The organism is Actinomadura sp. 6K520, from assembly GCF_004349245.1.
Lineage (GTDB): Bacteria > Actinomycetota > Actinomycetes > Streptosporangiales > Streptosporangiaceae > Spirillospora.
Genome location: NZ_SMLC01000064.1, coordinates 1 through 21720, shown reverse-complemented (window position 1 = coordinate 21720; position 21720 = coordinate 1). Strand labels below are relative to the sequence as shown.

The 21720-nt window shown below is 73.2% G+C and carries 15 protein-coding genes; 9 read left to right on the top strand and 6 right to left on the bottom strand.

Annotation, left to right across the window (positions count from 1 at the left end; genetic code table 11):
• The first annotated feature begins 322 nt into the window (after window positions 1-322).
• Both E1289_RS18500 and E1289_RS18495 read left to right on the top strand, forming a co-directional pair.
• Window positions 323-2098 (top strand): ABC transporter ATP-binding protein, encoded by a 1776-nt coding sequence (locus E1289_RS18500; RefSeq protein ID WP_131981780.1) that lies wholly within the window; start codon window positions 323-325, stop codon window positions 2096-2098.
• Window positions 2095-3810, top strand: coding sequence for an ABC transporter ATP-binding protein (locus E1289_RS18495; protein ID WP_131981778.1), 1716 nt, complete (start codon window positions 2095-2097; stop codon window positions 3808-3810). The genes E1289_RS18500 and E1289_RS18495 overlap by 4 nt, the downstream gene beginning before the upstream one ends.
• Here E1289_RS18495 and E1289_RS18490 read toward each other — a convergent pair.
• The gene (locus E1289_RS18490; RefSeq protein WP_131981776.1) at window positions 3807-5891 is read right to left on the bottom strand and encodes a prolyl oligopeptidase family serine peptidase; all 2085 of its coding nucleotides are present in this window, start codon (window positions 5889-5891) and stop codon (window positions 3807-3809) included. The two genes, E1289_RS18495 and E1289_RS18490, sit on opposite strands and share 4 nt — an antisense overlap.
• A gap of 176 nt (window positions 5892-6067) precedes the next feature.
• Between E1289_RS18490 and E1289_RS18485 the strand changes: the two genes are divergently transcribed.
• From E1289_RS18485 to E1289_RS18475, 3 genes are all read left to right on the top strand, one after another.
• On the top strand, window positions 6068-7516 hold the full coding sequence (locus E1289_RS18485; RefSeq protein ID WP_131981774.1) for a serine/threonine-protein kinase: 1449 nt from the start codon (window positions 6068-6070) through the stop codon (window positions 7514-7516).
• 50 nt (window positions 7517-7566) lie between these two features.
• Window positions 7567-8466: an N-acetyl-1-D-myo-inositol-2-amino-2-deoxy-alpha-D-glucopyranoside deacetylase gene (gene mshB, locus E1289_RS18480; protein ID WP_131981772.1), complete on the top strand. Its 900-nt coding sequence runs from the start codon at window positions 7567-7569 to the stop codon at window positions 8464-8466.
• Window positions 8467-8534: 68 nt separating this feature from the next.
• A complete protein-coding gene (locus E1289_RS18475; protein WP_131981770.1) occupies window positions 8535-9080 on the top strand; it encodes a DUF6113 family protein in 546 nt (181 codons plus the stop codon).
• Between the two features lie 7 nt (window positions 9081-9087).
• On the opposite strand, the gene E1289_RS18470 is transcribed toward E1289_RS18475, so the two are convergent.
• Both E1289_RS18470 and rocD read right to left on the bottom strand, forming a co-directional pair.
• A complete protein-coding gene (locus tag E1289_RS18470) occupies window positions 9088-10056 on the bottom strand; it encodes an LCP family protein (protein ID WP_165970529.1) in 969 nt (322 codons plus the stop codon).
• Window positions 10057-10396: 340 nt separating this feature from the next.
• Window positions 10397-11590, bottom strand: a complete 1194-nt coding sequence (rocD, locus tag E1289_RS18465; protein ID WP_131981766.1) for an ornithine--oxo-acid transaminase — start codon at window positions 11588-11590, stop codon at window positions 10397-10399.
• 173 nt (window positions 11591-11763) lie between these two features.
• Between rocD and E1289_RS18460 the strand changes: the two genes are divergently transcribed.
• The 4 genes from E1289_RS18460 to E1289_RS18445 all read left to right on the top strand — a co-directional run bounded on the left by E1289_RS18460 (window position 11764) and on the right by E1289_RS18445 (window position 16252).
• On the top strand, window positions 11764-12237 hold the full coding sequence (locus E1289_RS18460; RefSeq protein WP_131981764.1) for an Lrp/AsnC family transcriptional regulator: 474 nt from the start codon (window positions 11764-11766) through the stop codon (window positions 12235-12237).
• Window positions 12238-12247: 10 nt separating this feature from the next.
• On the top strand, window positions 12248-12730 hold the full coding sequence (rraA, locus tag E1289_RS18455) for a ribonuclease E activity regulator RraA (protein WP_131981762.1): 483 nt from the start codon (window positions 12248-12250) through the stop codon (window positions 12728-12730).
• Between the two features lie 116 nt (window positions 12731-12846).
• Complete coding sequence (locus E1289_RS18450) at window positions 12847-14910, top strand: M6 family metalloprotease domain-containing protein (RefSeq protein ID WP_243712928.1); 2064 nt, start codon at window positions 12847-12849, stop codon at window positions 14908-14910.
• Between the two features lie 127 nt (window positions 14911-15037).
• Window positions 15038-16252 (top strand): hypothetical protein, encoded by a 1215-nt coding sequence (locus tag E1289_RS18445; RefSeq protein ID WP_131981760.1) that lies wholly within the window; start codon window positions 15038-15040, stop codon window positions 16250-16252.
• On the opposite strand, the gene E1289_RS18440 is transcribed toward E1289_RS18445, so the two are convergent.
• The 3 genes from E1289_RS18440 to E1289_RS18430 form a co-directional block, all read right to left on the bottom strand.
• The gene (locus tag E1289_RS18440) at window positions 16207-17475 is read right to left on the bottom strand and encodes a Cmx/CmrA family chloramphenicol efflux MFS transporter (protein ID WP_131981758.1); all 1269 of its coding nucleotides are present in this window, start codon (window positions 17473-17475) and stop codon (window positions 16207-16209) included. The genes E1289_RS18445 and E1289_RS18440 overlap by 46 nt on opposite strands.
• A 76-nt stretch (window positions 17476-17551) precedes the next feature.
• Window positions 17552-18127 carry a TetR/AcrR family transcriptional regulator gene (locus E1289_RS18435; RefSeq protein ID WP_131981756.1) on the bottom strand — a complete coding sequence of 192 codons (576 nt, stop codon included), beginning with the start codon at window positions 18125-18127 and terminating at the stop codon, window positions 17552-17554.
• Between the two features lie 45 nt (window positions 18128-18172).
• Window positions 18173-21720 (bottom strand): FtsK/SpoIIIE domain-containing protein (locus E1289_RS18430; RefSeq protein WP_131981754.1); only part of this gene is annotated, 3548 nt, incomplete at its 5' end.

Genomic DNA, 21720 nt, shown 5'->3' with positions numbered 1-21720 from the left:
GACTGGCAGCGGTCACGGCGTTCCGCGTTCCCCGTGGCCACGGGGAGCGGTGCGCGCCGCGCCGGGGGAGCGGCATTGGCCTAGCCGCCGGAATCCCGGCTCAAGGAGCGGAGGAAGCATCGCTCCGTTGCTCAGACACTAGCGTGTCCTGACCTCGCGTGGCACCCCTGGACATCATCGGATGGGGTTTCGGGCGAACCGTAACCCGCGGGAGCCGCTGGAAAACCAGTCGAACTTTCGCGCCCCCGCTGCATAACCTTCGTCCGTGAAGCCGCTGCCGGAAAAAGATCCTGGCACGCCCGGCCGTGTCGTTCGAGGGGGGATGACCCCCCACGCCCCCCGCGGCGCCTCCGGTGCCGTTTCCAGCTCTCCCGCGCGCTACCTGCTGTGGTTGCTGCGCGTCCAGTGGCGGACGTGCGCGGCGGGCGCCGCCCTCGGCGTGATCTGGATGCTCAGCCAGGCGCTCATGCCCGCCGCGATCGGCCGCGCCCTCGGCGACGGCGTCGCGGCGCGGGACGAGCGCGCCCTGCTGACCTGGTCCGGGGTCCTGCTCGGCCTCGGCATCGTCCAGGCGGTGACCAGCGCCTTCCGGCACCGGCTCGCGGTGTTCAACTGGCTCGCGGCCTCGTACCGGACCGTCCAGGTCGTCACCCGGCAGGCCACCCGGCTCGGCGGGACGCTGCCGAAACGGATGAGCACGGGCGAGATGATGAGCATCGGCCTGGCCGACGTCGTCCACATCGGCGGCGCGCTGGACATCATCTCCCGGGGGACCGGCGCCGTCGTCGCCATCATCGCCGTCGCGGGCATCCTGCTGGCGACGTCGCCCGCGCTCGGCCTGATCGTGCTGGTCGGCGTCCCGGTCATCCTGGCGGTGGCCGCGCCGCTGCTGCGGCCCTACCGGGACCGGGAGCAGGAGCACCGGGAGCTGGTCGGCGAGCTGAGCACGCACGCCACCGACCTCGTCGCGGGCCTGCGGGTGCTGCGCGGCATCGGCGGCGAGGCGATGTTCTCCGGCCGCTACCGCGCCGAGTCCCGGCGGGTGCGGAAGGCGGGGGTCGCGGTCGCGTGGGCCGAGACGCGGCTGAGCGGCGCCGAGGTGCTGCTGCCCGGCCTGCTGATCGCGCTGGTGACCTGGGCCGGCGCCCGGTTCGCCGTGCGGGGGACGATCGGCGTGGGCGAGCTCGTCACGTGCTACGGCTACGCGGTGTTCCTCATCATCCCGCTCAAGACCGTCGGGGAGGCCGCGGGCCGGATCACCCAGGCGCTGGTCGCGGCGGGCCGTGTCACCGCCCTGCTCGCCATGGAGCCGGAGCTGCCGCACACCGGTACCGCGCGTCCGGAGGGGCCCCTCCACGTGACCGACGTCGCGTCGGGGCTGGTCGTGCGGGAGGGCCGGGTCACCGCGGTCGCGGCGGCGGACCCGCGCGACGCGCAGGCCATCGCCGACCGGCTCGGCCGGTACGCGCCGGGCGCGGTCGACTTCGGCGGCGTCCCGCTGCACACCGTCGCGGACGTCCGGCGGCGGGTCCTCGTCGCGGTCAACGAGGACCGCCTGTTCTCCGGCCGCCTCGCCGAGAGCCTCGCCCCGGCGGGCGGTGAAGCGGCGCTGCGCGCGGCGGTCCATGCCGCCTGCGCCGAAGACGTCGTCGACTCCGTCGGCCTGGACGCGCATGTGGTCGAGGCGGGACGGGAGTTCTCCGGTGGGCAGCAGCAGCGCCTCCGCCTGGCACGGGCGCTCGTCGCCGACCCGGACCTCCTCGTCCTGGTGGAACCGACCAGTGCCGTGGACGCGCACACCGAGGCGCGCATCGCCGACCGGCTCGGCCCGGCACGCGCGGGACGCACCACCGTGGTGTGCACCACGAGCCCCCTGATGCTGGACCGGGCCGACCACGTCGCCTTCGTCCAGGACGGCCAGGTCGTCGCGGAAGGAGCCCACCGCGACCTCCTCGACACCGAGCCGCGCTACGCGGCGACGGTGACCAGGGGAGAGGCCACGGCCCCCGCGAAGACCGGGACGGCGAAGACCGGGAAGACCGAGACGGCGAAGACCGGGAAGACCATGGACCAGGCCGCTGAGAGGGCGGGGACGTGAGCGCCGAGACACTGCCTGTGGCGACGCCCGCGCAGGTGCGCGCGTACGCGCGGCGCCTCGTCACGAGGCACCCCCGCGACCTCGCCGTCGTCCTCGCCCTGCACGGGCTGGCCGCCGTGACGGGCCTGGTGACGCCGCGCCTGCTCGGCGCCCTGGTCGAGGGCGTCCGCGACGGCCGGGCCGACGTCGACACGACCGGCCTGGCCATCGCCGGGTTCGTCGTCGTGCAGGGCGTCCTGACCCGCTACGCCTACTTCGCCTCCGCGAAGCTCGGCGAGCGGGTGCTGGCCGAGCTCCGCGAGGAGTTCGTCGACCGCGTCCTCGCGCTGCCGCTGTCGCGGGTCGAGCGCGCCGGCACCGGCGACCTGGTCACCCGCGCGTCCCGGGACGTGGACACGCTGAGCACGTCCGTCCGCTACGCGATGCCGGAGACGCTCGTCGCCGTCGTGGTCTGCGCGCTGACGGCCGGCGCGCTGCTGCTGAACGGCCCGCTCGTCGCGCTGCCCGCCCTGGTCGGCGTCCCGGTGCTGTGGACGGTGGCGCGCTGGTACCTGCCCCGCGCCCACGGCGGATACCTGCGGGAGAACGCCGCCTGGTCGCGGATCGCCGACGGGCTCACCGAGACCGTCCAGGGGGCCCGGACGGTCGAGGCGCTCGGGCTGGAGGACCGCCGGCACGCCCGCGGCGACGCCGACATCGCGGCGTCCTACCGCGCCGAGCGGTACACCCTGCGCCTGCGCATGATCCTCTTTCCGGTCGCGGAGCTGGGCTTCATGCTGCCCGTCGCGGCGACGCTGCTGGTCGGCGGCCTCCTCTACATCAACGGCATGGCGTCCCTCGCGCAGGTGACCGCCGCGACCCTGTACGCGCAGCAGCTCATCGCCCCGGTGGACACGATGCTGTCCTGGCTGGACGAGCTGCAGCTCGGCGGCGCGTCCCTGGCCCGCCTGCTCGGCGTGGGCACCGTCCCGCCCGACCGCTCGCCGAACGGCCGCCGCCCGTCCGGTGCGCGGCTCACGGCCCGCGACGTCCGCTACGCCTACCGCTCCGGCGCGGACGTCCTGCACGGCGTGGACCTCGACCTGAGGCCCGGTGAGCGCCTCGCCGTGGTCGGGCCCAGCGGCGCGGGCAAGTCGACACTCGGCCGCCTGCTCGCCGGGGTCGACGGCCCGCGCGCCGGGTCCGTCACCATCGGGGGCGTGCCGCTGGTCGAGCTGCCGCTGGACGAGCTGCGCGGCCACGTCGCCCTGGTCACCCAGGAGCACCACGTGTTCCGCGGCACCGTCCGCGAGAACCTCGTGATGGCCCGCCCGGACGCGTCCGACGCCGAGCTGGAGCGGGTCCTCGCGGCGGTCGACTGGGACGGCCCCGGACTCGACGCCGGCACCGGCTCCGGCGGCGAGGCCCTGACGCCCGCGCAGGCGCAGCAGCTCGCGCTGGCCCGGCTCGTCCTCGCCGACCCGCACACCCTCGTGCTGGACGAGGCGACCTCCCTCCTCGACCCGCGCGCCGCCCGCAGGCTGGAACGCTCGCTCGCCGCGGTCCTGGACGGCCGGACCGTCGTGGCGATCGCGCACCGCCTCCACACCGCCCACGACGCCGACCGCGTGGCCGTGGTCGAGGACGGCCGCATCACCGAACTGGGCACCCACGACGAGCTCGTGGCCGCCGACGGCCCCTACGCCGCCCTGTGGCGCTCTTGGCGTTCCTAGCGGCGGTCCAGGGATTGCTTGAGGTAGTCGACCTGGAGGTGGAGGAGGTTCTCCGCCACGACCTCCTGCGGGGTCATGTGGGTCACGCCCGACAGGGGCAGGACGGTGTGGGGGCGGCCCGCGGCCAGTAGGGCGGAGGACAGGCGGAGTGTGTGGGCCGCCACGACGTTGTCGTCCGCGAGGCCGTGAATGATCATGAGCGGGCGTTTCAGCTCGCCCGCCATCTCGATGAGGGAGTTGGCGGCGTAGTTCTCCGGCTCCTCGTCGGGGTGGCCCAGGTAGCGCTCGGTGTAGTGGGTGTCGTACAGGCGCCAGTCGGTGACCGGGGCCCCGGCGATGCCCGCGTGGAACACGTCCGGGCGGCGCAGCACGGCCAGGCCCGCGAGCCAGCCGCCGAACGACCAGCCGCGGATGCCGACCCGGTCGAGGTCGAACGCGTCGCGGTGCCGCCGCGCCGCCTCGATCAGCGCGGTGATCTGGTCCTCCAGAACCGGCTCCGCGAAGTCGCCGTGGACGGCGCGCTCCCACGCCGGGCCGCGGGCCGGCGTGCCGCGCCCGTCGGCGATCACCACGGCGAACCCCTGGTCGGCGAGCCACTGCGGCTCGCAGTACGCCCGCTGGACGGCGAGGACGCGCTGCGCGTGCGGGCCGCCGTAGGGGTCCATGAGGACGGGCAGGCGCCCGTCGCCGGGCTTCCAGCCGGTGGGCAGCAGCACGGCGGTGCGGATCTCGCGGTCGCCGGCGCGCAGCAGCTCGACCCTCGGCGTGATCACCGGTGTCTCGGCCAGGGAGGCGATGGGGTGGGTGCCGGACGGCGCGCGCACCTCGATCTCCACGCCGGGCCGGTCCGGCCGCGCGCCGGTGACCACGGTGACCCCGCCGGACCGGGTGCCGCCGAAGACGCCCCGCCCTTCGGTGATCTTCGTCACGCCGGTCTCGTCGCGGGAGTACAGGTGGATCTCGGTGGGCTCCTCCGAGCCGGTGAACAGGATCGCGTCGCCGTCCACCCCGAGCACCGACCGGAGCTGCAGCCCGGGGGGCGTCACGGGCGTGCCGGCGACGGTGAGCCGGCGCGTGTCGGTCTCGCGGTCCTCGGTGGCCCAGACGAGGTCGCCGCCGCCCGTCCGGGCGGGCAGCCCGGGGACGATCTCCGTCCAGACCGGGTCGTGCTCGTTGTGCAGGAGGGACGTCTCCCCGTTGGACGGGTCGACCCGCAGCACCCGCGTCACCCGCTGGTCGCGCGGCTGGACGACGATCAGCAGGCCGTGCCGGTCCCACGACGCCGTGACGACGTAGGGGAACATGCCGCGGTCCCAGGCGACGTCGACCCGGCCGCCGTCGACCTTGAGCAGCACCAGCGACACCATCGCGTTGGGGGTGCCCGCGGCCGGGTAGGCGATCTCCGACGGCGCCGCGTCCGGGTTGGCGGGGTCGGCGATGTGCCAGCGCTGCACGGGCGTCTCGTCGACCCGCGCGGCCAGCAGCGTCCCGCCGTCCGGCGCCCACCAGTGGCCGCGCATCCGGCCCATCTCCTCGGCCGCGACGAACTCGGCGAGCCCGTAGGAGACCTGGTCCGACTCCGGCTGCACGAGCGCCCGGTCATCGGTGCCGTCGATCTCGATGAGCCGGAGCGTCCGGCCCGACACGTAGGCGACGCGCCGCCCGGCGGGGTCGGGGCGCGGGTCGAAGACGGGCGCCCGCGCGGGCAGTTCCCGGACGAGCGCGGTGTCGAGGTCGGCGACGTGGAGCCGCCCGGCGAGGGTGAAGACCGCCTGCCGCATCGACCGGTCGGTGGCGTACCCGACGATGCCGCCTGCCTGCTCGCGGGCGCGCTCGCGCCGGGCCCGCTCCTCGGCGGGCAGGTTCTCCTCGCCCGGGACGTCCAGCGCCGCGGGGTCGGCCACGCAGCGCTCCTCGCCGGTGCCGGTGTCGAGCGTCCACAGGCAGGTCACCGGGTCGTCGCCGGCCCTCGTGCGCAGGAACGCGACGCGGGACTCGTCCGGCGCGATCTGGAAGGCGCGCGGGACGCCGAGGCTGAACCTTCGCGTGCGGGCGCTCTGCCGCGGATAGCTGATGCTCATGGCATCCGAGTCTGCCAGTACGGAATCGCTGGCGAAGTCGCGCACGGCGGCCTCCCGGGCCCTATGATCGCGGGCGTCGCATGGCGGACGGGGAATGGCCCGTGCCCGGGTCCGCGCTCGCGTAAGCTCAAGGCTTCCCCAACACCTTTTTTCCGTCGCGGGCTGAGGAGTGGTCAATGCCGGAGCTGCAGCCGGGAGATCCCCGGCGGCTTGGCTCGTACGAGATCGTCGATCGGCTCGGCGAGGGCGGCCAGGGCGTCGTCTACGCGGGCGTCGACGCCTCCGGGAACAGGGCCGCCATCAAACTGCTCCGCGCGGACCTGGCCGGCGACACGATGGCGCGCAACCGGTTCGTCCGGGAGGCGCAGGCCGCCAAGCAGGTGGCGCGGTTCTGCACCGCGCAGGTGCTGGAGGCCGACGTCGCGGGCGACCAGCCCTACATCGCCAGCGAGTACGTGCCCGGCCCGTCGCTGTACAAGCAGATCACCGAGACCGGCCCGATCACCGGCGCGGCGCTGGACCGGCTCGCGATCGGCACCGCGACCGCGCTCGTCGCGATCCACCAGGCCGGGATCGTGCACCGCGACTTCAAGCCGCACAACGTCATCATGGCGCCGGACGGGCCCCGGGTGATCGACTTCGGGATCGCGCGGGCCCTGGACACCGGGCAGACCGCCGCGACCAAGGCGATCGGCACCCCGTCCTACATGGCGCCCGAGCAGGTCGCGGGCGCCACGCTCACCGAGGCCGTCGACGTGTGGGCGTGGGCCACGACGATGGTGTTCGCCGCGACCGGGCGGCCGCCGTTCGGCGACGACACCGTCGTCGCGGTGATCAACCGGGTGATGCACGAGCAGCCGTCGCTGGCGGGCGTCCCGGAGAACCTGCACGGGCTGATCTCGGCGTGCCTGGTCAAGGAGCCGGAGCGGCGGCCGACCGCGCAGCAGATCATGATGGCGCTGATCGGCACCGGGCCGGGCGGTTCCGCGCAGACCCGCATGGACGATCCCGCGCAGGCGACCACGATGCTCGCCGAGGGCTCGACGCTCGCCGCGGGCGGCGCCGCCGCCGGGATGATGGCGGGCGCGCCGGGCGGCGCGACCCGCCGGGTGTCGCCCGCCCAGTACACCGGGGACCTCCCGCCCGCGCGGCCCCCGTACGGCGGCGGGCCCGGCGCCGGGCGCAGCGGCTACGACGACTGGGAGCCCGAGCGCAAGTCCAAGTGGCCGGTCTTCGCGGCCGTCGCGGCGATCGCCGCGCTGGCGCTGGTCGTGGGCCTGTTCATGGCGAACCGGGGGGACGGCTCCCCGGAGACGCCCCTCACCCCCTCGGTGACCGACTCCTCCTCGGTCGAGGAGACGCCCACCGACGAGGAGGAAGAGGAGCCGACCCCGACCCGCACCAGGACGCGCGAGAACACGCCGCCGCCCGAGACGGAGGCTCCGACGCAGGAGCCGCCGACCACGAGCACCCCGACGCAGAACCCGCCGACCACCAGCACGCCCACCGACCCGCCGACCGGCGGGGACGACGACGATGACGGCGGCACCGGCGGCGGCGGCGGTACCGGTGGCGGCGGCGCCGACGGTGGCGGCGGCGGCGGGACCGGCACCGGCGGCGGCTGAGCCAGGGCGGTCATCGCCGCGGCGCCGCACGCTGAGTAGGCTCGTTGTCTATGAAGGAGCCGCGGATCCTGTTCGTCCACGCCCATCCGGACGACGAGTCCATCGGGACCGGGGCGACCATGGCCAAGTACACCGCCGAGGGCGCCCACGTCTGTCTCGTCACTTGCACCCTGGGTGAGGAGGGCGAGGTCATCCCCGAGGACCTGCGCCATCTGGCGTCCGACAAGGAGGACCGCCTGGGCGAGTACCGGATCGGGGAGCTGGCGGAGGCGTGCGCGGCGCTCGGCGTCCGCGACCACCGCTTCCTCGGCGGCCCGGGACGCTGGCGCGACTCGGGCATGATGGGGGCGGCCACCAACGACCATCCGGGCTGCTTCTGGCGGGCCGACGTCGGCACGGCCGCGCTGGACCTGGTCCCCGTGATCCGGGAGGTCCGCCCGCACGTGGTCGTCACCTACGACGAACGCGGCAACTACGGGCACCCCGACCACATCCAGGCGCACCGCGTCACGTGGCGGGCGTACGAGCTGGCGGCCGACCCGGCCCACGAGGACGGCGCCGAGCCGTGGCGGGTCCCCAAGGTCTACGCCTACGCCACCCCGCGCACCGTCCTGGCCCGCGCGATCGCGGTGATGCGGGAGGCGAAGCTGCCGTTCGCCCGCGTCGCCGGGCTGGACGAGCTGGGCTCCGGCGTCCCGGACGGCCAGGTCACCTCGGCGGTGGACGCCCGCGCCCACCTGCCCGCCAAGATCGCCGCCCTGCGCGCCCACCGCACCCAGATCGTCGTGGCGCCGGACGAGGTCGGGCCGTTCTTCGCGCTGTCGAACAACCTGGGCCAGCAGGTGTTCGGCACCGAGTACTTCATCCTGCAGGCCGGGGAGCCGGGGCCGCTCGGCCCCGGCCGCCGCGAGCGGGACCTGTTCGCCGGGCTCACCGACCCGCCCGGCTGAGCCGCCGCAGCCCCGGCGGGGAACGGTCCCGGTGCCCCGGCCCCGCCGCCCCCGGTACCCTGGCGGGCGTGGACGAGGACGACGAGACCCGGGTGAGCCTGGCGAAGGACGGCCGCCCCGGCGCCCTCGCCGGAGCGGACGGGGAACCCGTTCCCGACCGGGGCCCGGCGGGCGGCGCCACGGCGGCCGCGGCGGACCGCCCGGACGGCGAGGCGCCGCTCGACGCGGTCGTGTCCGGCGCCGCGTACGCCGTCCTCGGTCTGCTCGGCGCCGTGTTCGGGGTGTTCGGCTCGTTCGCCCAGAACTGGACCTTCGGTCCCGTCCCGGTCGCGGCGCTCGTGCTGGCGGTGCTCGTCTTCTCCATGGTCCGGCTGGCCGGCCTCGGGATGGGCGGGCGGCTCGGCGCGACGATCCCCGCCGCCATGTGGGGCGTGATGGCGTTCGTGATGTCGGTGCGCCGCGCCGAGGGCGACCTCGCCGTCCCCGGGACGACCGCCGGGTACGTCTACATCATCGGCGGCATGGTGGCCGCCGTGGCCGGGGTGATGCTGGTGCCCGCGGAGCGCCCGCCGGGCGAGTGGCTGCTGGGCAAGGCGGCGCGCCCCCGCGGGTAGCGGCGGCTCAGCGGACGGCGTCCACCGAGTTCGCGGCGCCGTTGCGCACCATGTAGTCGCCGATGCGGTCCGCCTTGACGGCGGTGAACAGCTCCCGCACGCCGGCGTCGTCGAGCAGCACGACGCTCTGGTCGCCCCGCGCGGCCGGCCCCTTGACCGGGGTGGTGAGGTACTCCAGCGTCGACGTGTCCAGCAGCCGCCGCGCCAGCCCGCGCAGCGTGCCGGACGTCACGGTCCCGTCCACGGTCACCGAGCGGGACGCCGCCCGGATGAACCGGTCGATCTTGATGGGGTTGCGGGTGTCCAGCGCCTTGTCCGCGAGGGCCTGCAGGAACGCCTGCTGCCGCTTGATCCGGTCGAGGTCGCCGGCCGGCAGGTTCCAGCGCTGCCGCACGAAGTCCAGCGCCTCCACACCGTCCAGGTGGTGGTCTCCCGCCTCCCAGGTGCGGTTGTGCATCGGGTCGTGGGTGCGCTTGGTGACGGTGACGTCCACGCCGCCGAGCGCGTCGGTCATCTCCACGAACCCGCCGAAGTCGAGGGCGGCGTAGTGGTCGACGCGCACCTTCGTGAGCTGCTCGACGGTGCGGATGAGCAGCGCCGGGCCGCCGTACGCGAACGCGGCGTTGATCTTCGTGGTGCCGTGCCCGGGGACCGGCACCCAGCCGTCCCGGGGGATCGCGATCACCGAGACCCGGTCGCCGTCCCCGGACAGGTGCACCAGCATGATCGCGTCGGCGCGGGCGCCCATCCACGGCATGTCCGCGCGCCGGTCCGAGCCGATCAGCAGCCAGTTCTCGCCGCGTCCGGTGGCCGTCGGCCGCCCCGCCTCGGCGGGCAGCGCGCCGGAGATCCGGTTGACCTGGTCGTCGTACGTCCGTTGCAGCAGGTACAGGCCCACCCCGGCGAGCAGCAGGACGCCGAGCGCCAGCCCCCCGCAGCCGATGACCACCCGGCGCCTACCGAATCTCCGCAGCATGGCCCCACCCTCCCCGCGCGGGCGCGCCCGCCGCCCGCGCCATGCGGGCTCCTGGCCGGGTCTTGGCCGAGTCCGGAGTTTGCGATGGCGAAACACGAGGGCGCCACCGGTCTCCATTGACCGATGGCGCCCGTGCTTATCGGCAGCGCCCTTGGCGGTCGGGCCCTGGGGGCCCTCCCTTCAACGGGCACTGCGTGCGATCGCTGCATCGCTCCGGCTCGCCCAGGGGCTCGCTGCGCGATCAGGTTTCTCGCAGGCTCGAAACCTGCCTTCGGACGCGATCGCGACGGTGGGGCTCGTCGCGGGGGTTGCGGTGGTGGCTGATCCGGTGGTTCCGGGCTCAGCTCTTGAGGGCGGCCTCCAGTTGGTCGAGGGCCCAGTCGAGGTCCTCGCGCTCGATGATCAGGGGCGGGGCGAGGCGGAGGGTGGTGTCGTGGGTCTCCTTGGCGAGGACGCCGAGGTCCATGAGCCGCTCGCTGACCGGGCGCGCCTTGCCGTTCAGTTCGACGCCCGCCCACAGGCCGCGGCCGCGGACCTCGCGGACGAGGTCGCCCGGCAGCGCGCCGAGCCGCTCGTGCAGGTGGGCGCCGAGCGTCCGGGAGCGTTCCTGGTACTCGCCGGTCTGCAGCATCGCGACGACCTCCCGGCCGATCGCGCAGGCGAGCGGGTTGCCGCCGAACGTCGAGCCGTGCTGGCCGGGCTTGAAGACCCCCAGGACGCCGGCGTCGGCGACGACCGCGGAGACGGGCATGATGCCGCCGCCGAGGGCCTTGCCGAGGACGTAGACGTCGGGCACGACGCCCTCGTGCTCGCACGCGAACGTGGTGCCGGTGCGGCCGAGGCCGGACTGGATCTCGTCCGCGATCATCAGCGTGCCGTTCGCGGTGCACAGGTCCCGCACCGTGCGCAGGAACCCGCTCGGCGGGACGTTGACACCGGCCTCGCCCTGGATCGGCTCGATCAGCACGCCGACCGTGGCGTCGTCCATCGCGGCCTTCAGCGCCTCGGCGTCCCCGTACGGGACGGTCCGGAAGCCCGGCGTGTAGGGGCCGTAGGAGTCCTTGGCGTCCGGGTCGGTGGAGAAGCTGACGATCGTGGTGGTGCGGCCGTGGAAGTTGCCCTCGAACGTGATGATGTTCGCCTGGCCGGCCGGGACGCCCTTGACCTCGTAGCCCCACTTGCGGGCGGTCTTCAGGGCCGTCTCGACGGCCTCGGCGCCGCTGTTCATCGGCAGGACCATGTCCTTGCCGCACAGCTCGGCCAGCTCGGCGGCGAACGGGCCGAAGGTGTCGTGGTCGAAGGCGCGGCTCACCAGCGTGACGCGGTCCATCTGCCGCTTGGCGGCCGCGGTGAGGCGCGGGTTGCGGTGCCCGAAGTTGACCGCGGAGTAGGCCGCCAGCATGTCCAGGTACCGGCGTCCCTCGACATCGGTCAGCCAGACGCCGTCGGCCTCGGCGACGACGATCGGGAGCGGGTGGTAGTTGTGCGCGCTGTGCCTGTCGGACAGTGCCCTCAGCTGGTCGGTCGGCCTCACGACGCTCCTTCAACTCGGCCCGGTCGTCCTTGACCGGGCACAGCCGTACCACCGGATGGTGCCCGGTGCCGTGGGGGGCCGGGCGGGTCAGGTGGCCGCCGGTCCACATCCCAGCGTATGTTCGGGATCGACCGTCTCCCAATGGCGGAAACCGACTTCAGAGGTGTTATTTGTTGCGTCTTGATGAGCTTGACCGTCGAATCGTTGCGCAGCTACTGGAGGACGGCCGCGCCTCGTACGCGCAGATCGGCGACCGGGTCGGGCTGTCGGCTCCGGCGGTGAAGCGGCGCGTCGACCGGCTGCGCTCGGACGGCGTCATCAACGGCTTCGCGGCCGTCGTCGACCCGGCGGCGCTCGGCTGGACGACCGAGGCGTTCATCGAGATCTTCTGCACGGGCGCGACGTCGCCCGACGAGATCCATTCGAGCGTCCGCGGCCATCCGGAGGTCGTCGCCGCCTACACGATCAGCGGCGACGCCAGCGCGCTCGTCCATGTGCGGGCCCGCGACATCCAGCACCTGGAGCAGGTGCTGGAGCGGCTGCGGCGCGAGGACAACATCACCGCGACCAAGACGTCGATCGTGCTGTCCCGGCTGATCGGCCGGCCCATCGACGCGCCCGCGCCCACCCGGGTTACCGCCCAGTAGGCTGCCGGGCATGGACTTCGCGACCGCTGACCTCATCGACGACTTCGGGGACGAGCTGCGCAGCTGCGAGACGCAGTTCCGGCGCTACGGCGGGCGCGCGGCGTTCGCCGGGCCGGTCTCGACCGTGCGCTGCGACCGGGACAACGGGCTGGTGAAGCGGCTGCTGAACACGCCCGGCGAGGGCCGGGTCCTGGTGGTGGACGGCGGCGGCTCGCTGGCGTCCGCGCTGATGGGCGACATGATCGCGGCGTCGGCGGTGGCGAACGGCTGGGCCGGGGTCGTCATCAACGGCGCGGTCCGGGACGTGGCGGCCCTGCGCGAGCTGGACCTCGGGGCGAAGGCCCTCGGCTCGAACCCCCGCAAGAGCGCCAAGGAGGGCGCCGGGGAGGTGGACGTGCCGGTCACCTTCGGGGGCGTGGAGTTCCGTCCGGGCGACTGGCTGTACAGCGACGAGGACGGCATCGTCGTCGCGGGACGGCGGCTTCCGGTGTGACCTGGGCGCACTGTCCGACATGCCAGGGCAGACCCCGCAGGCTCGGCTAACTCGGCCGTAGCCGGGCCGAATCCCCTGCCTTACGTTCTGCGCAACCCACCAGAGGCAGGGGAAAGATGCGCGTCAAGAACATGCTGCTGGTGCCCGCGGCGGCCGCCGGGCTGGTCGTCGGCCTGGCGGTCGTCCCGGCCGCCGCGCAGCCGAGCCCTCCCATCCCGGAACCCACCGCCAACCCGTGGCAGATGCGCCACTGGCCGCGGACGCAGCCGTGGCAGCTCGACCAGCCGGACGTCCGCACGTTCGCGGCGGGCGCCCCGCGTCCCATCGACCCGCAGAACTACGAGCTCCCCGACACCATGACCTGGGACGACTACAGGGCCGTGCCCGGCACGTCGTGGGCCGACCCGTCCCGCAAGGGGTCGGAGAAGAACTTCAACGGCGCGATCGTCCTGGTCGACTACCCGAACCAGCCGTTCGAGGTGACGCAGCCGCACAACTCCAGCATCTTCGGCAACCCCGTCGGCGTCAGCGACGTCCCCCGCGAGGACGTCGCCCGGTTCTACCAGGACTTCCTCAACAAGCCGCAGAAGCTCAACCACGGCCACACCCTGCACGAGTACTGGATGGAGGACTCCGGCGGCCGGTACGGGGTGAACCTCACCGCGTTCGGGGCGTACCAGATGCCCGCCAAGGACCACGAGTACGGCGTGGAGAGCCGGATGCAGGGCGGCATGGGCTGCCCCGAGGGCGACACCTGCGACCGCGACCTGCGCCGGGACGCCCGCGCCGCGTGGATCGCCGACGTCGGCGAGGAGAAGGCCGCCGAGTTCGACTTCGTGTTCTTCCTCAGCGCCGGCCAGGACGAGAGCTCCACCTGGCAGGAGTTCGGCGAGATGAAGTTCGCCTCGAAGGAGGACGTGCCACCCGAGTGGGGGCCCGGTGACCCGAAGCTGCCGAACTGGGTGGACACCCGATACATCGACTGGACGTCGTGGCAGGCCGGTTCCACGCTGTGGCCGAACGCCGTGTCCGGCAGCTCCACCCAGGCGGAGAGCTCGGGGATGTCGGTGTTCGCCCACGAGTTCAGTCACATCCTGGGCATCGGCGACAACTACAACAACCCGTACGGCGATCCACCGCGCCGCGCGTACAGCGGGCCGTGGGACATGCTCAGCCGCGGCACCTTCAACGGCCCCGGCGGCCCGCACAGCCGGTGGACGATACCGGCCACCGGCGGCGCCTCCATGGGCGCGCAGCACATGCTGCGCAACAAGCTGAAGCTCGGCATCGTGGACCCGGGCAAGGTGCTCCGGCTCGACCGGGAGACGCTCGCCTCGTCCGGCACGGTCGTCGCCCGGGTGACGGCCCGCGCCGTCGAACCCGGCGGGGGCGGCCTCGCGGGCATCAACCTGGTGCTCGGCGACGGCGGCGACAGGAGCCCGGCCTGCGACACCTCCACCGATCCGCGCTGCGACGGCGGCGGCTACGACAACTACACGATCGAGGTCGTGGACCGGATGGGCACCGACTCGTTCACCCCGGACTCCGGCGTCCTGCTCGCGAAGACGAAGGACCAGGACCGGGCGCCGTTCATCTGGGTCAAGGACGCCAACCCGCAGGACATCGACAAGGTCGACTTCGTCCTGCCGGACGGCACCCCCAAGATGATGACGATCGGCGACTACCGGCAGCTCTCGGACGCGCTGTTCCACGCGGGGACGAACTCCGGCAGCGAGTACGAGTACGTCGACGAGGCCAACCGCCTGCACTTCTACGTCCTCGACGTGCACCGCGACCGGAAGGGCGTCCTGTCGTACACGGTCGCGATCCGCTCCCTGGACGGCGCCGGGCCGCAGCGGCGCGGCGTGCGGGTCGGCAACGGGCACGCCCGGCCGACCGGCGCGGGCTGGGCGAAATGCACGGTGCCGCTCCACAACCGGGGCAGGGGCGGCGGCGGTCACCACGGCTCGGACGTGTTCCGGCTCAGTGCCGGCGCGCCCGGGGGCTGGACGGCGTGGCTGCCGAACGAGCTCGCCACCGCCGAGGCCAGGGGCCGCACGGAGGTCGAGGTGTGGGCGAAGGCCGGGCCGGGCGCGGACCGCCGGGCGAACCTGCGGCTGACCGCCACCTCGGAGAGCGACCCGTCGAAGTCCGACACCGGGACGTGCCGCCTGGGTTGACCCGGGCGCTCATGGACGGCCCTCGCTCCCGGGGGCCGTCCATGACGGCACCGCCCGCGGACCGGCCCCGGCGACGCGATGCCGAACGCACGTTTTCGGGACGCCCCGCCGGGATACGTCACCGAACGTGACGATCTTGAACCGTTCGTGGTGGAGGAGGATCGCGGGGCTGGCAGCGGGTGTCCCGCTGGCGGCGGCGGGGGCGGTCCCGGCCGCGGTGTTCGCCGTGCCCGAGCGGGCGGCCGCGGCCGCGCCACCGGGTCTCCGCGAGTTCGAGCTGCGCCGCGGGCCCGGCCGGGCCGCGCCGATCCGGGCGCTCGACGGGAGGCTGCACCGGAGCGGCGCCGACGCCCTGCTCGGCTCGTCCGGCGGGAAGAGGCTGCGCGGCGGCTGCGGCAAGGCGGCCGGGGTGCCCGCCCAGTCGCTCGTGCACTGCTTCGACAGGGCCGACTCCACCACCGGCGAGTGGGTTCCGCAGGGCGTCACGACCGTCTCGGACGCCAGGGCGGCCGAGCGCCTGGCGGGCGGGTCCAGGCCCCTCCTCGTGTCCTGGCACGGCGGCGGACGCGTCAAGGTCACGTTCGTCGACCCCGACAGGGGCACCTACCGGCACGTCCTGCTCGTCCACCCGACCATGAAGGGCAAGAAGCCCTCCTTCACCGACATCGACATCCACGCGGGCGGTATCGCCTGGTACGGCGACAAGCTCTACGTGGCCGACACCCGCAACGGTCTCCGCGAGTTCGACACGCGCCTCATCTTCGACCTGGGCCAGAGCAAGGCGGGCTCGACGCGTTCCTCTGGGCGCGTCGGTCTCCACGGCGGGAAGTACCACGGCCACGGCTACCGCTATGTGATGCCCCAGACGGGAAGCTGGAGATTCGCCCGAGGAGGCTGGACCGGCGGCAAGTGCCGTGGAAGCGGCGCCCTGCGCATGTCCTGGGTCGCCGTCGACCGCACCACCTGGCGCCACGTCCTCATCGCCGGTGAGTGGTGCCGCCCGAAGGGGCGGAGCGGACGTGTTGTCACCTGGCCGGTGCAGGCACTCAACGGCACCCGCCCCGTCCGCGCCGACTGGGCCGCGCCCCTTCCCTATGACCGGATCCAGGGCGCGGTCAGGACGAACGGCCAGTGGTGGTTCACGCAGGGCCTCGGCAGGAAGCGCGGACGGCTCTTCATGGCGCGGCGCGACTGGTGGGGCTGGGCCGGTGTCACGCACCGCACAATCTCCTACGGCCCTGAGGACCTGTCCTGCTACCGCGGCCGGCACCGCATCTGGACCGTGGCCGAATACGCTCACAAACGGGCCCTGTGGAGCTTCCCCGCCGACTCCTGCCGCTGACCGGGGTCCGTGTGACCGGGGTCCGTGTGACCGGGGTCCGTGTGACCGGGGTCCGTGTGATCGGGGTTCGCGGACGGCGCCGTCCGGCCGCGGAGCTGGCCGAGCGCCACCGCCCCCAGAGCCAGCAGCGCCAGCACCGCCCCGATCCAGCCGGTGGACGCGTAACCGGCGCCCGCGCCGATGGCCAGCCCGCCGAGCCACGGGCCCACGGTGATGCCGACGTTGAACGCGACCACGTTGCCGGCCGCGACCAGCGTCGCCGAACCGTCCACCATGCCGAACGCCCGCGAGTTGAGCGTCGGGTTCGTCGCGAACCCGACGAGGCCGAGCAGAAACACGAGTACCACCACCGGGGCGGGTGACCGCGCGGTCAGGGCCAGCGCCGCCGAAACGGCCACGAGCCCGCCGAATCCGGCGTACAGGGTGGGGACGGCCCGCGTGTCCGCCGTCCGCCCGCCGATCGTGATGCCGAGGAGCGCGCCCGCCCCGTACAGGGCCAGCACCCCGGGTACCCACGCCTCCGCGATGTGCGTCGTGCGGGTCAGGAGCGCGCCGAGATAGCCGAACGTGACCAGGCTGCCGCTGGTGGCCAGCGCCGTCGTCCCGTACAGCAGCCACAGCCGGGGGACGGCCATCGCACGCAGTTCGTCCCGTATGCGGGGCACCTCGCCGTCCGGCCGCCGGTCGGGGATCGTCGCGGCCACCCCGGCCATGGCGGCGACCGACATCGCCGCGACCGCCCAGAACGCGGCCCGCCAGCCGAGATGCTGCCCGATCACCGTCCCCGCGGGCACGCCCACGATGGTCGCGACGGTGAGCCCGCCGGCGACGATCCCCATCGCCTTCCCGCGCGCGTTCCGTGGGACGAGGCCCACCGCCGTCGCCGTGGCCACCGTCCAGAACCCCGCGTAGACGAACGCGCCGACGACCCGCGTGGCGAACAGGACCCCGTACTCGGTCGTCACCGCCCCGATCACGTGGGTCAGCGCGAACACCGCGAGGAACGCCAGCAGCGCGCGGCGGTGCGGCCAGCGCAGGGTGAGGACGGCGAGGACGGGCGCGCCCAGCAGCATCCCGATCGCGAACGCCGAGATCAGCAGCCCGGCGTCGGGCACCGACACGCCCAGGTCCTCCGCCATGCCGGGCAGCAGTCCCGCCAGCATCAGCTCCGACGTGCCCTGCGCGAAGATCGCCAGACCCAGCACGTAGACGGCCAGTGGCATCGCTCTCGCCTTTCTGTATTGTTCAGTCCAAAATGGAGGTGCGAAAAGGGGGACGGCGGTCGCCGTCCCCGGTGGCTCAGATGGCGTTCATGGCGGTGTCGGCGATCGAGGCCAGCGTGGCCGTGCCGGCGCCCCCGCGGGCCGCGACGCGCATCCCGCCGACGGTCGAGATGACGAAGTGCGCCAGCGCCGTCGCGTCCTTGTCCGGCGCGATCTCCCCGGCGCGCTGCCCCTCCTCGATGGCGGCCTTCAAGGCGGCCAGCCGCCGCCGCTGGTCCCGCTCGATCCGTCCGGTGAGCTCCGCGTCGTGCGGCGCCAGTTCCACCATCGTGTTGACGACCAGGCAGCCGGGCGGCTCGTCGGCCGGGGGTTCGACGGCCCGTTCCAGGACCGTCCGCAGCCGCTCCCGGACCGGCCGGTCGCGGTCCTCCAGCGCCTCGATGACGCTGGAGGTCTTGATCTCCATGTAGCGGGACAGGGCCTTCTCGAAGAGGTCGCGCTTGCTGCGGAAGGTGTTGTAGATGCTGCTGCGCCCGAGCCCCGTGGCCTCGCACAGCTCCTGCGTGGAGGTCGCCTCGTACCCGTCCGCCCAGAAGGCCCGCATGGCGGCCTCGACCGCCCGCCGCTCATCGAAGTTCCTCGGCCGCGCCATGCCGGAACCGTAACACGTTATGGACGGATCGGTACAATACTGGGGTCAGGCGAACGGTGACGCGTGCGCGACCTGGAGGACGTGCCGGCGCCCCCCACGGACCAGCACTCCGCGTCCGACGACCCCGGGTCCGCCGGGCGGTTCGGCCCCGTACAACCGGTTCTCCTCGCCGTACCGGTGCCCCAGGAGCAGCGCGGGCGCCCCCATCTCGTGCAGCGTGGAGACCATTGGATCGACGGGCTGGTCGAGGACGGTGAGCAGCCGCGCCAGCACGAGGTGGATCCGGTGGCCGGACGAGGTCAGCACGTCGCGGGGGAGTGCCCGCAGCGGATCGTCATCGAGGTCGCGGTCGATCACGAAGAGGAAGACCTCGGCGTCCGGAGGCCGCCGCACGAGCCCGTCCACGGTCTCGCGGAACTCCGCGGCCGAATCGGTGTAGCCGACACCGGGGCCCGCGGCTTCGGTGAGGCCGTACTCCTCGGCGAGGGACAGGAGGATCTCGTGCGCGTCGAAGACGTGGATCTCGGCCTCCGGAACGCCTTCCCGCGCTGAGATCCCGTCGAGGAGCAGTTGCAGGGCGTTCGCGCGTCCCGATCCGGGAGGCCCGGCGACCAGCAGATGCGGGTCCGCGTCGAAGTCCACGTACACCGGTTCGCGCGTACCGCCGGCGACCCCGATCGGTATGCGCCGGTCGGTGACGGCGGGAAGCTCCCCCACGTAGATCAGCTCCGGCAGGTCCGGCGGCGGTTCGGCTTCGGCGGGCTCGTCGGGCGGCGTGCTTGCGTCCGTGACCTTCGGGAACTCCAGGAGCCTGCGGTACCGGTCGGTGAAGTGGGGGTCGAACCTGCGGAGGCCGATCATCTGCCCGGCGTCGGCGCAGACGATCACTACCGGGTCCTCGCCGTGTTCCTGCACCAGCGCCCGGAGCCGCTCGGGGAAGACCGCCTCGGCCTCGGCCGGGGCGATGGCCTCCCGGGCCATGTGGAGGAGCAGGACACCGCCGCGGCTCTCCCTGAAGAGGTCGGCCATGGTCCTTCCCGGCTCGCCCGCGACATGGCCCAGCCAGTCGGCGGTGCCCTCGAGCACATCGCCGTGTGAGAGCACGCCCAGTTCTGCGAGCATGCGCCCGTACTCCGCCGCGAGCCGGGCGATTCGCGGCCCGTCCGTCCCCCCGTACACGATGTGCCGGGAAAGCCGCTCGTCCGGCGGCCTGGCCTGCTTCTCCGTGAGATGGAGTTGCCGGAGGACCTCCGCGACGGCCGGATCTCCGGTGGCCTCCGACCGGGTGCCCGACTCCATCGCGGTGACCCACCGGAATCGCTCGGCGAACCCGGGGACCGTGCGGAGCAGCTCGCTGAACCGAGCCGCGTCGCCGCAGAGAACGAGCAGCGCATCCTCGTGCTCTTCCTCCATCACGTTGATCAGCCGTCTGATCACCTCAGGACGGAGGTAGCTGGCATCGGGGGTGACCCCGCGGGCGTCATGGACGAGGACGACACTGCCCTGGCTGCCGCGGTAAAGAGGGGCGATGGTGGAGTGGGGGTCGTCGTTCCAGGCCGATCGGCCGGAGGACAGGGTGATGAGGTTCCCCTGCGTCAGCAACCCGTGTTCGCCGAGGATGTCCCCGTACAGCCGTGCGACCGTGGTCATTTCCAGCACGTACGGGGCCGGGAAGATCAGGTGCCGGAGCCCGGGTGGGCGCCCGTCGCGCGATTCCTCGGCCTGGCCGACGAGTATCTCCCGCAAGGCGTTCGTCACCTTGCCGGTGTCGATCGCCTTGTATTCATGATCCGGCGTCTGCTCCACATGGGGAACTCTGTCGGGGAGTTCCTCGACCATTGCATCCAGAATGGACGCATCAAAGCTCGGCTCGATGGCCTGCCCCGAGAGGGCGGCCCAGTGGCGCTGGGTCCGCTGGACGAAGTCGTCGATCGCGGGCCGCGGTGGGTCCGGGGCCAGGGTGAACCGGCGAGGTCCGTCGCTCCCGGCGCTGAGGTAAGCGGTGTGCTCGTCGGGGAAGGGGAGGTTCGCCTGCCCGAGGACGCGCTGAAGGACGGCGGGCGGCAGGCGGTCCGCCGCGACGCGCCAGCCGAAGAGCGACAGCACACGTTCCCATTCCGTGGTGTCTTCGACGGTGGACACGGAGAACAGGAACTGGACCCCGAAGGCCGGGCCGCGTCGCACCAGTTCGAGCGGCACTCCGGGCCCCTCGCTCCGGAGGGACGACGGCGACGGCAGGTCCGCGAACACGAGCAGACCCGGGGCATCAGTCGAATTCGCGAAGATCCTGGATTCCAGCTCGCCCGACAGGTATTCGGTGAACTCCCGGAGGCGCTGCGGCCGTCCGAGGAGTTCGGCGTCGGAAAAGGCGACGTGCGGGAGGTCGAGCGGCTCGCCCAGCGGATGCGCGCCCGCCCCACCGAAGGCGAACGTGAGGTCGCCGGGGGAGTAGCACGATGCGAGCGCGAGCGCGATGTTGCGGAGGACGTGCTGGCGCGCCTCGGTCTCGCCCACGATCAGCCCGTGCGGGATACCCGCCGATATGTCTAGCGGGTAGAGCGTGACGACCTCACCGTCCGGGTCGTACCCGATCGCGGGATCGCGAGGGTCGAGCGCGGGCCGCGCCCACGTCTCCTCGAACATCCCGCTGGCCCCGCCGCCGTTGAGCTTGAGCACGTCGAACCGCGGCACCGCCGGAGGCGGTGCGGCGGTGTCGAGGGGGGACGGCTCGGACGGTGCCGGAGGCGGCGCGGCATCGTCGGGCCACGGGAGCCTGCGCGCTCGCCTGGCTCTCTCCCGCATGCGCTCCACGATGGGATCGGCGACATCGAGGGATATGTGCGCGGGTCGAAAGCCCGGAAGGCTCATCTCCCCGGGGACGTGAAGGGACGCCGATCCTGGAGGACCCGCAACACCGGGGGTACGCATGGTCCATGACACGAGGGCGTCGAGTTCCGGCGGCAGGGCCGCGTCGTCCGGTGAGCAGAAGACGAGCCGGATCCCCTGGGCCGGACATTTCCGGCTGAGAGCGACGATGGGCTCGATCAGGTCGGATCGTGTTTCCAGCAGCGGGCCGGCGTTGTCGATGATCACGATCAGGGCGGGCAGCGGGTCGAGCGAGCCGTCCCCGGCGACGGCCGCCTGGTAGTCGTCCCACCACGGGGTCCCGGTGTTCTGGAGGACGGCTTCGCGGCGCCTCCGCTCGGTTTCGAGGACGTCCGGGAACCGGCTGAGCAGCGGCGAGTCCGCCGAGGTGGGGTGGACGGCGGTCACGACATGGGGGAGGCTCCCCAAGCCGACGAAGGACATGCCCCTGGAAAAGTCGGCGAACGCGAAGTTGACCACGTTCGGGGAGTGCCTGAGCGCGAGGCCGAACACGAGCGTCCGCAGCAGCGGGTCGCGAAGGTGCCGCGGACCGGTGAGCAGGCCGTGCGGCCTGTGGGTGCGCAGAACGTCGAACAGGACGATGCCCAGGTCGTCGTCCACACCGATAGGGACGCGGTGCGGCGGGCGGTCCCAGTTCTCGCCGATCAGTTCGTCGACCGGTGCGTCCTGGATGTCCAGGAGGCTCGGGACCGGGGTGGGCTGGGGCG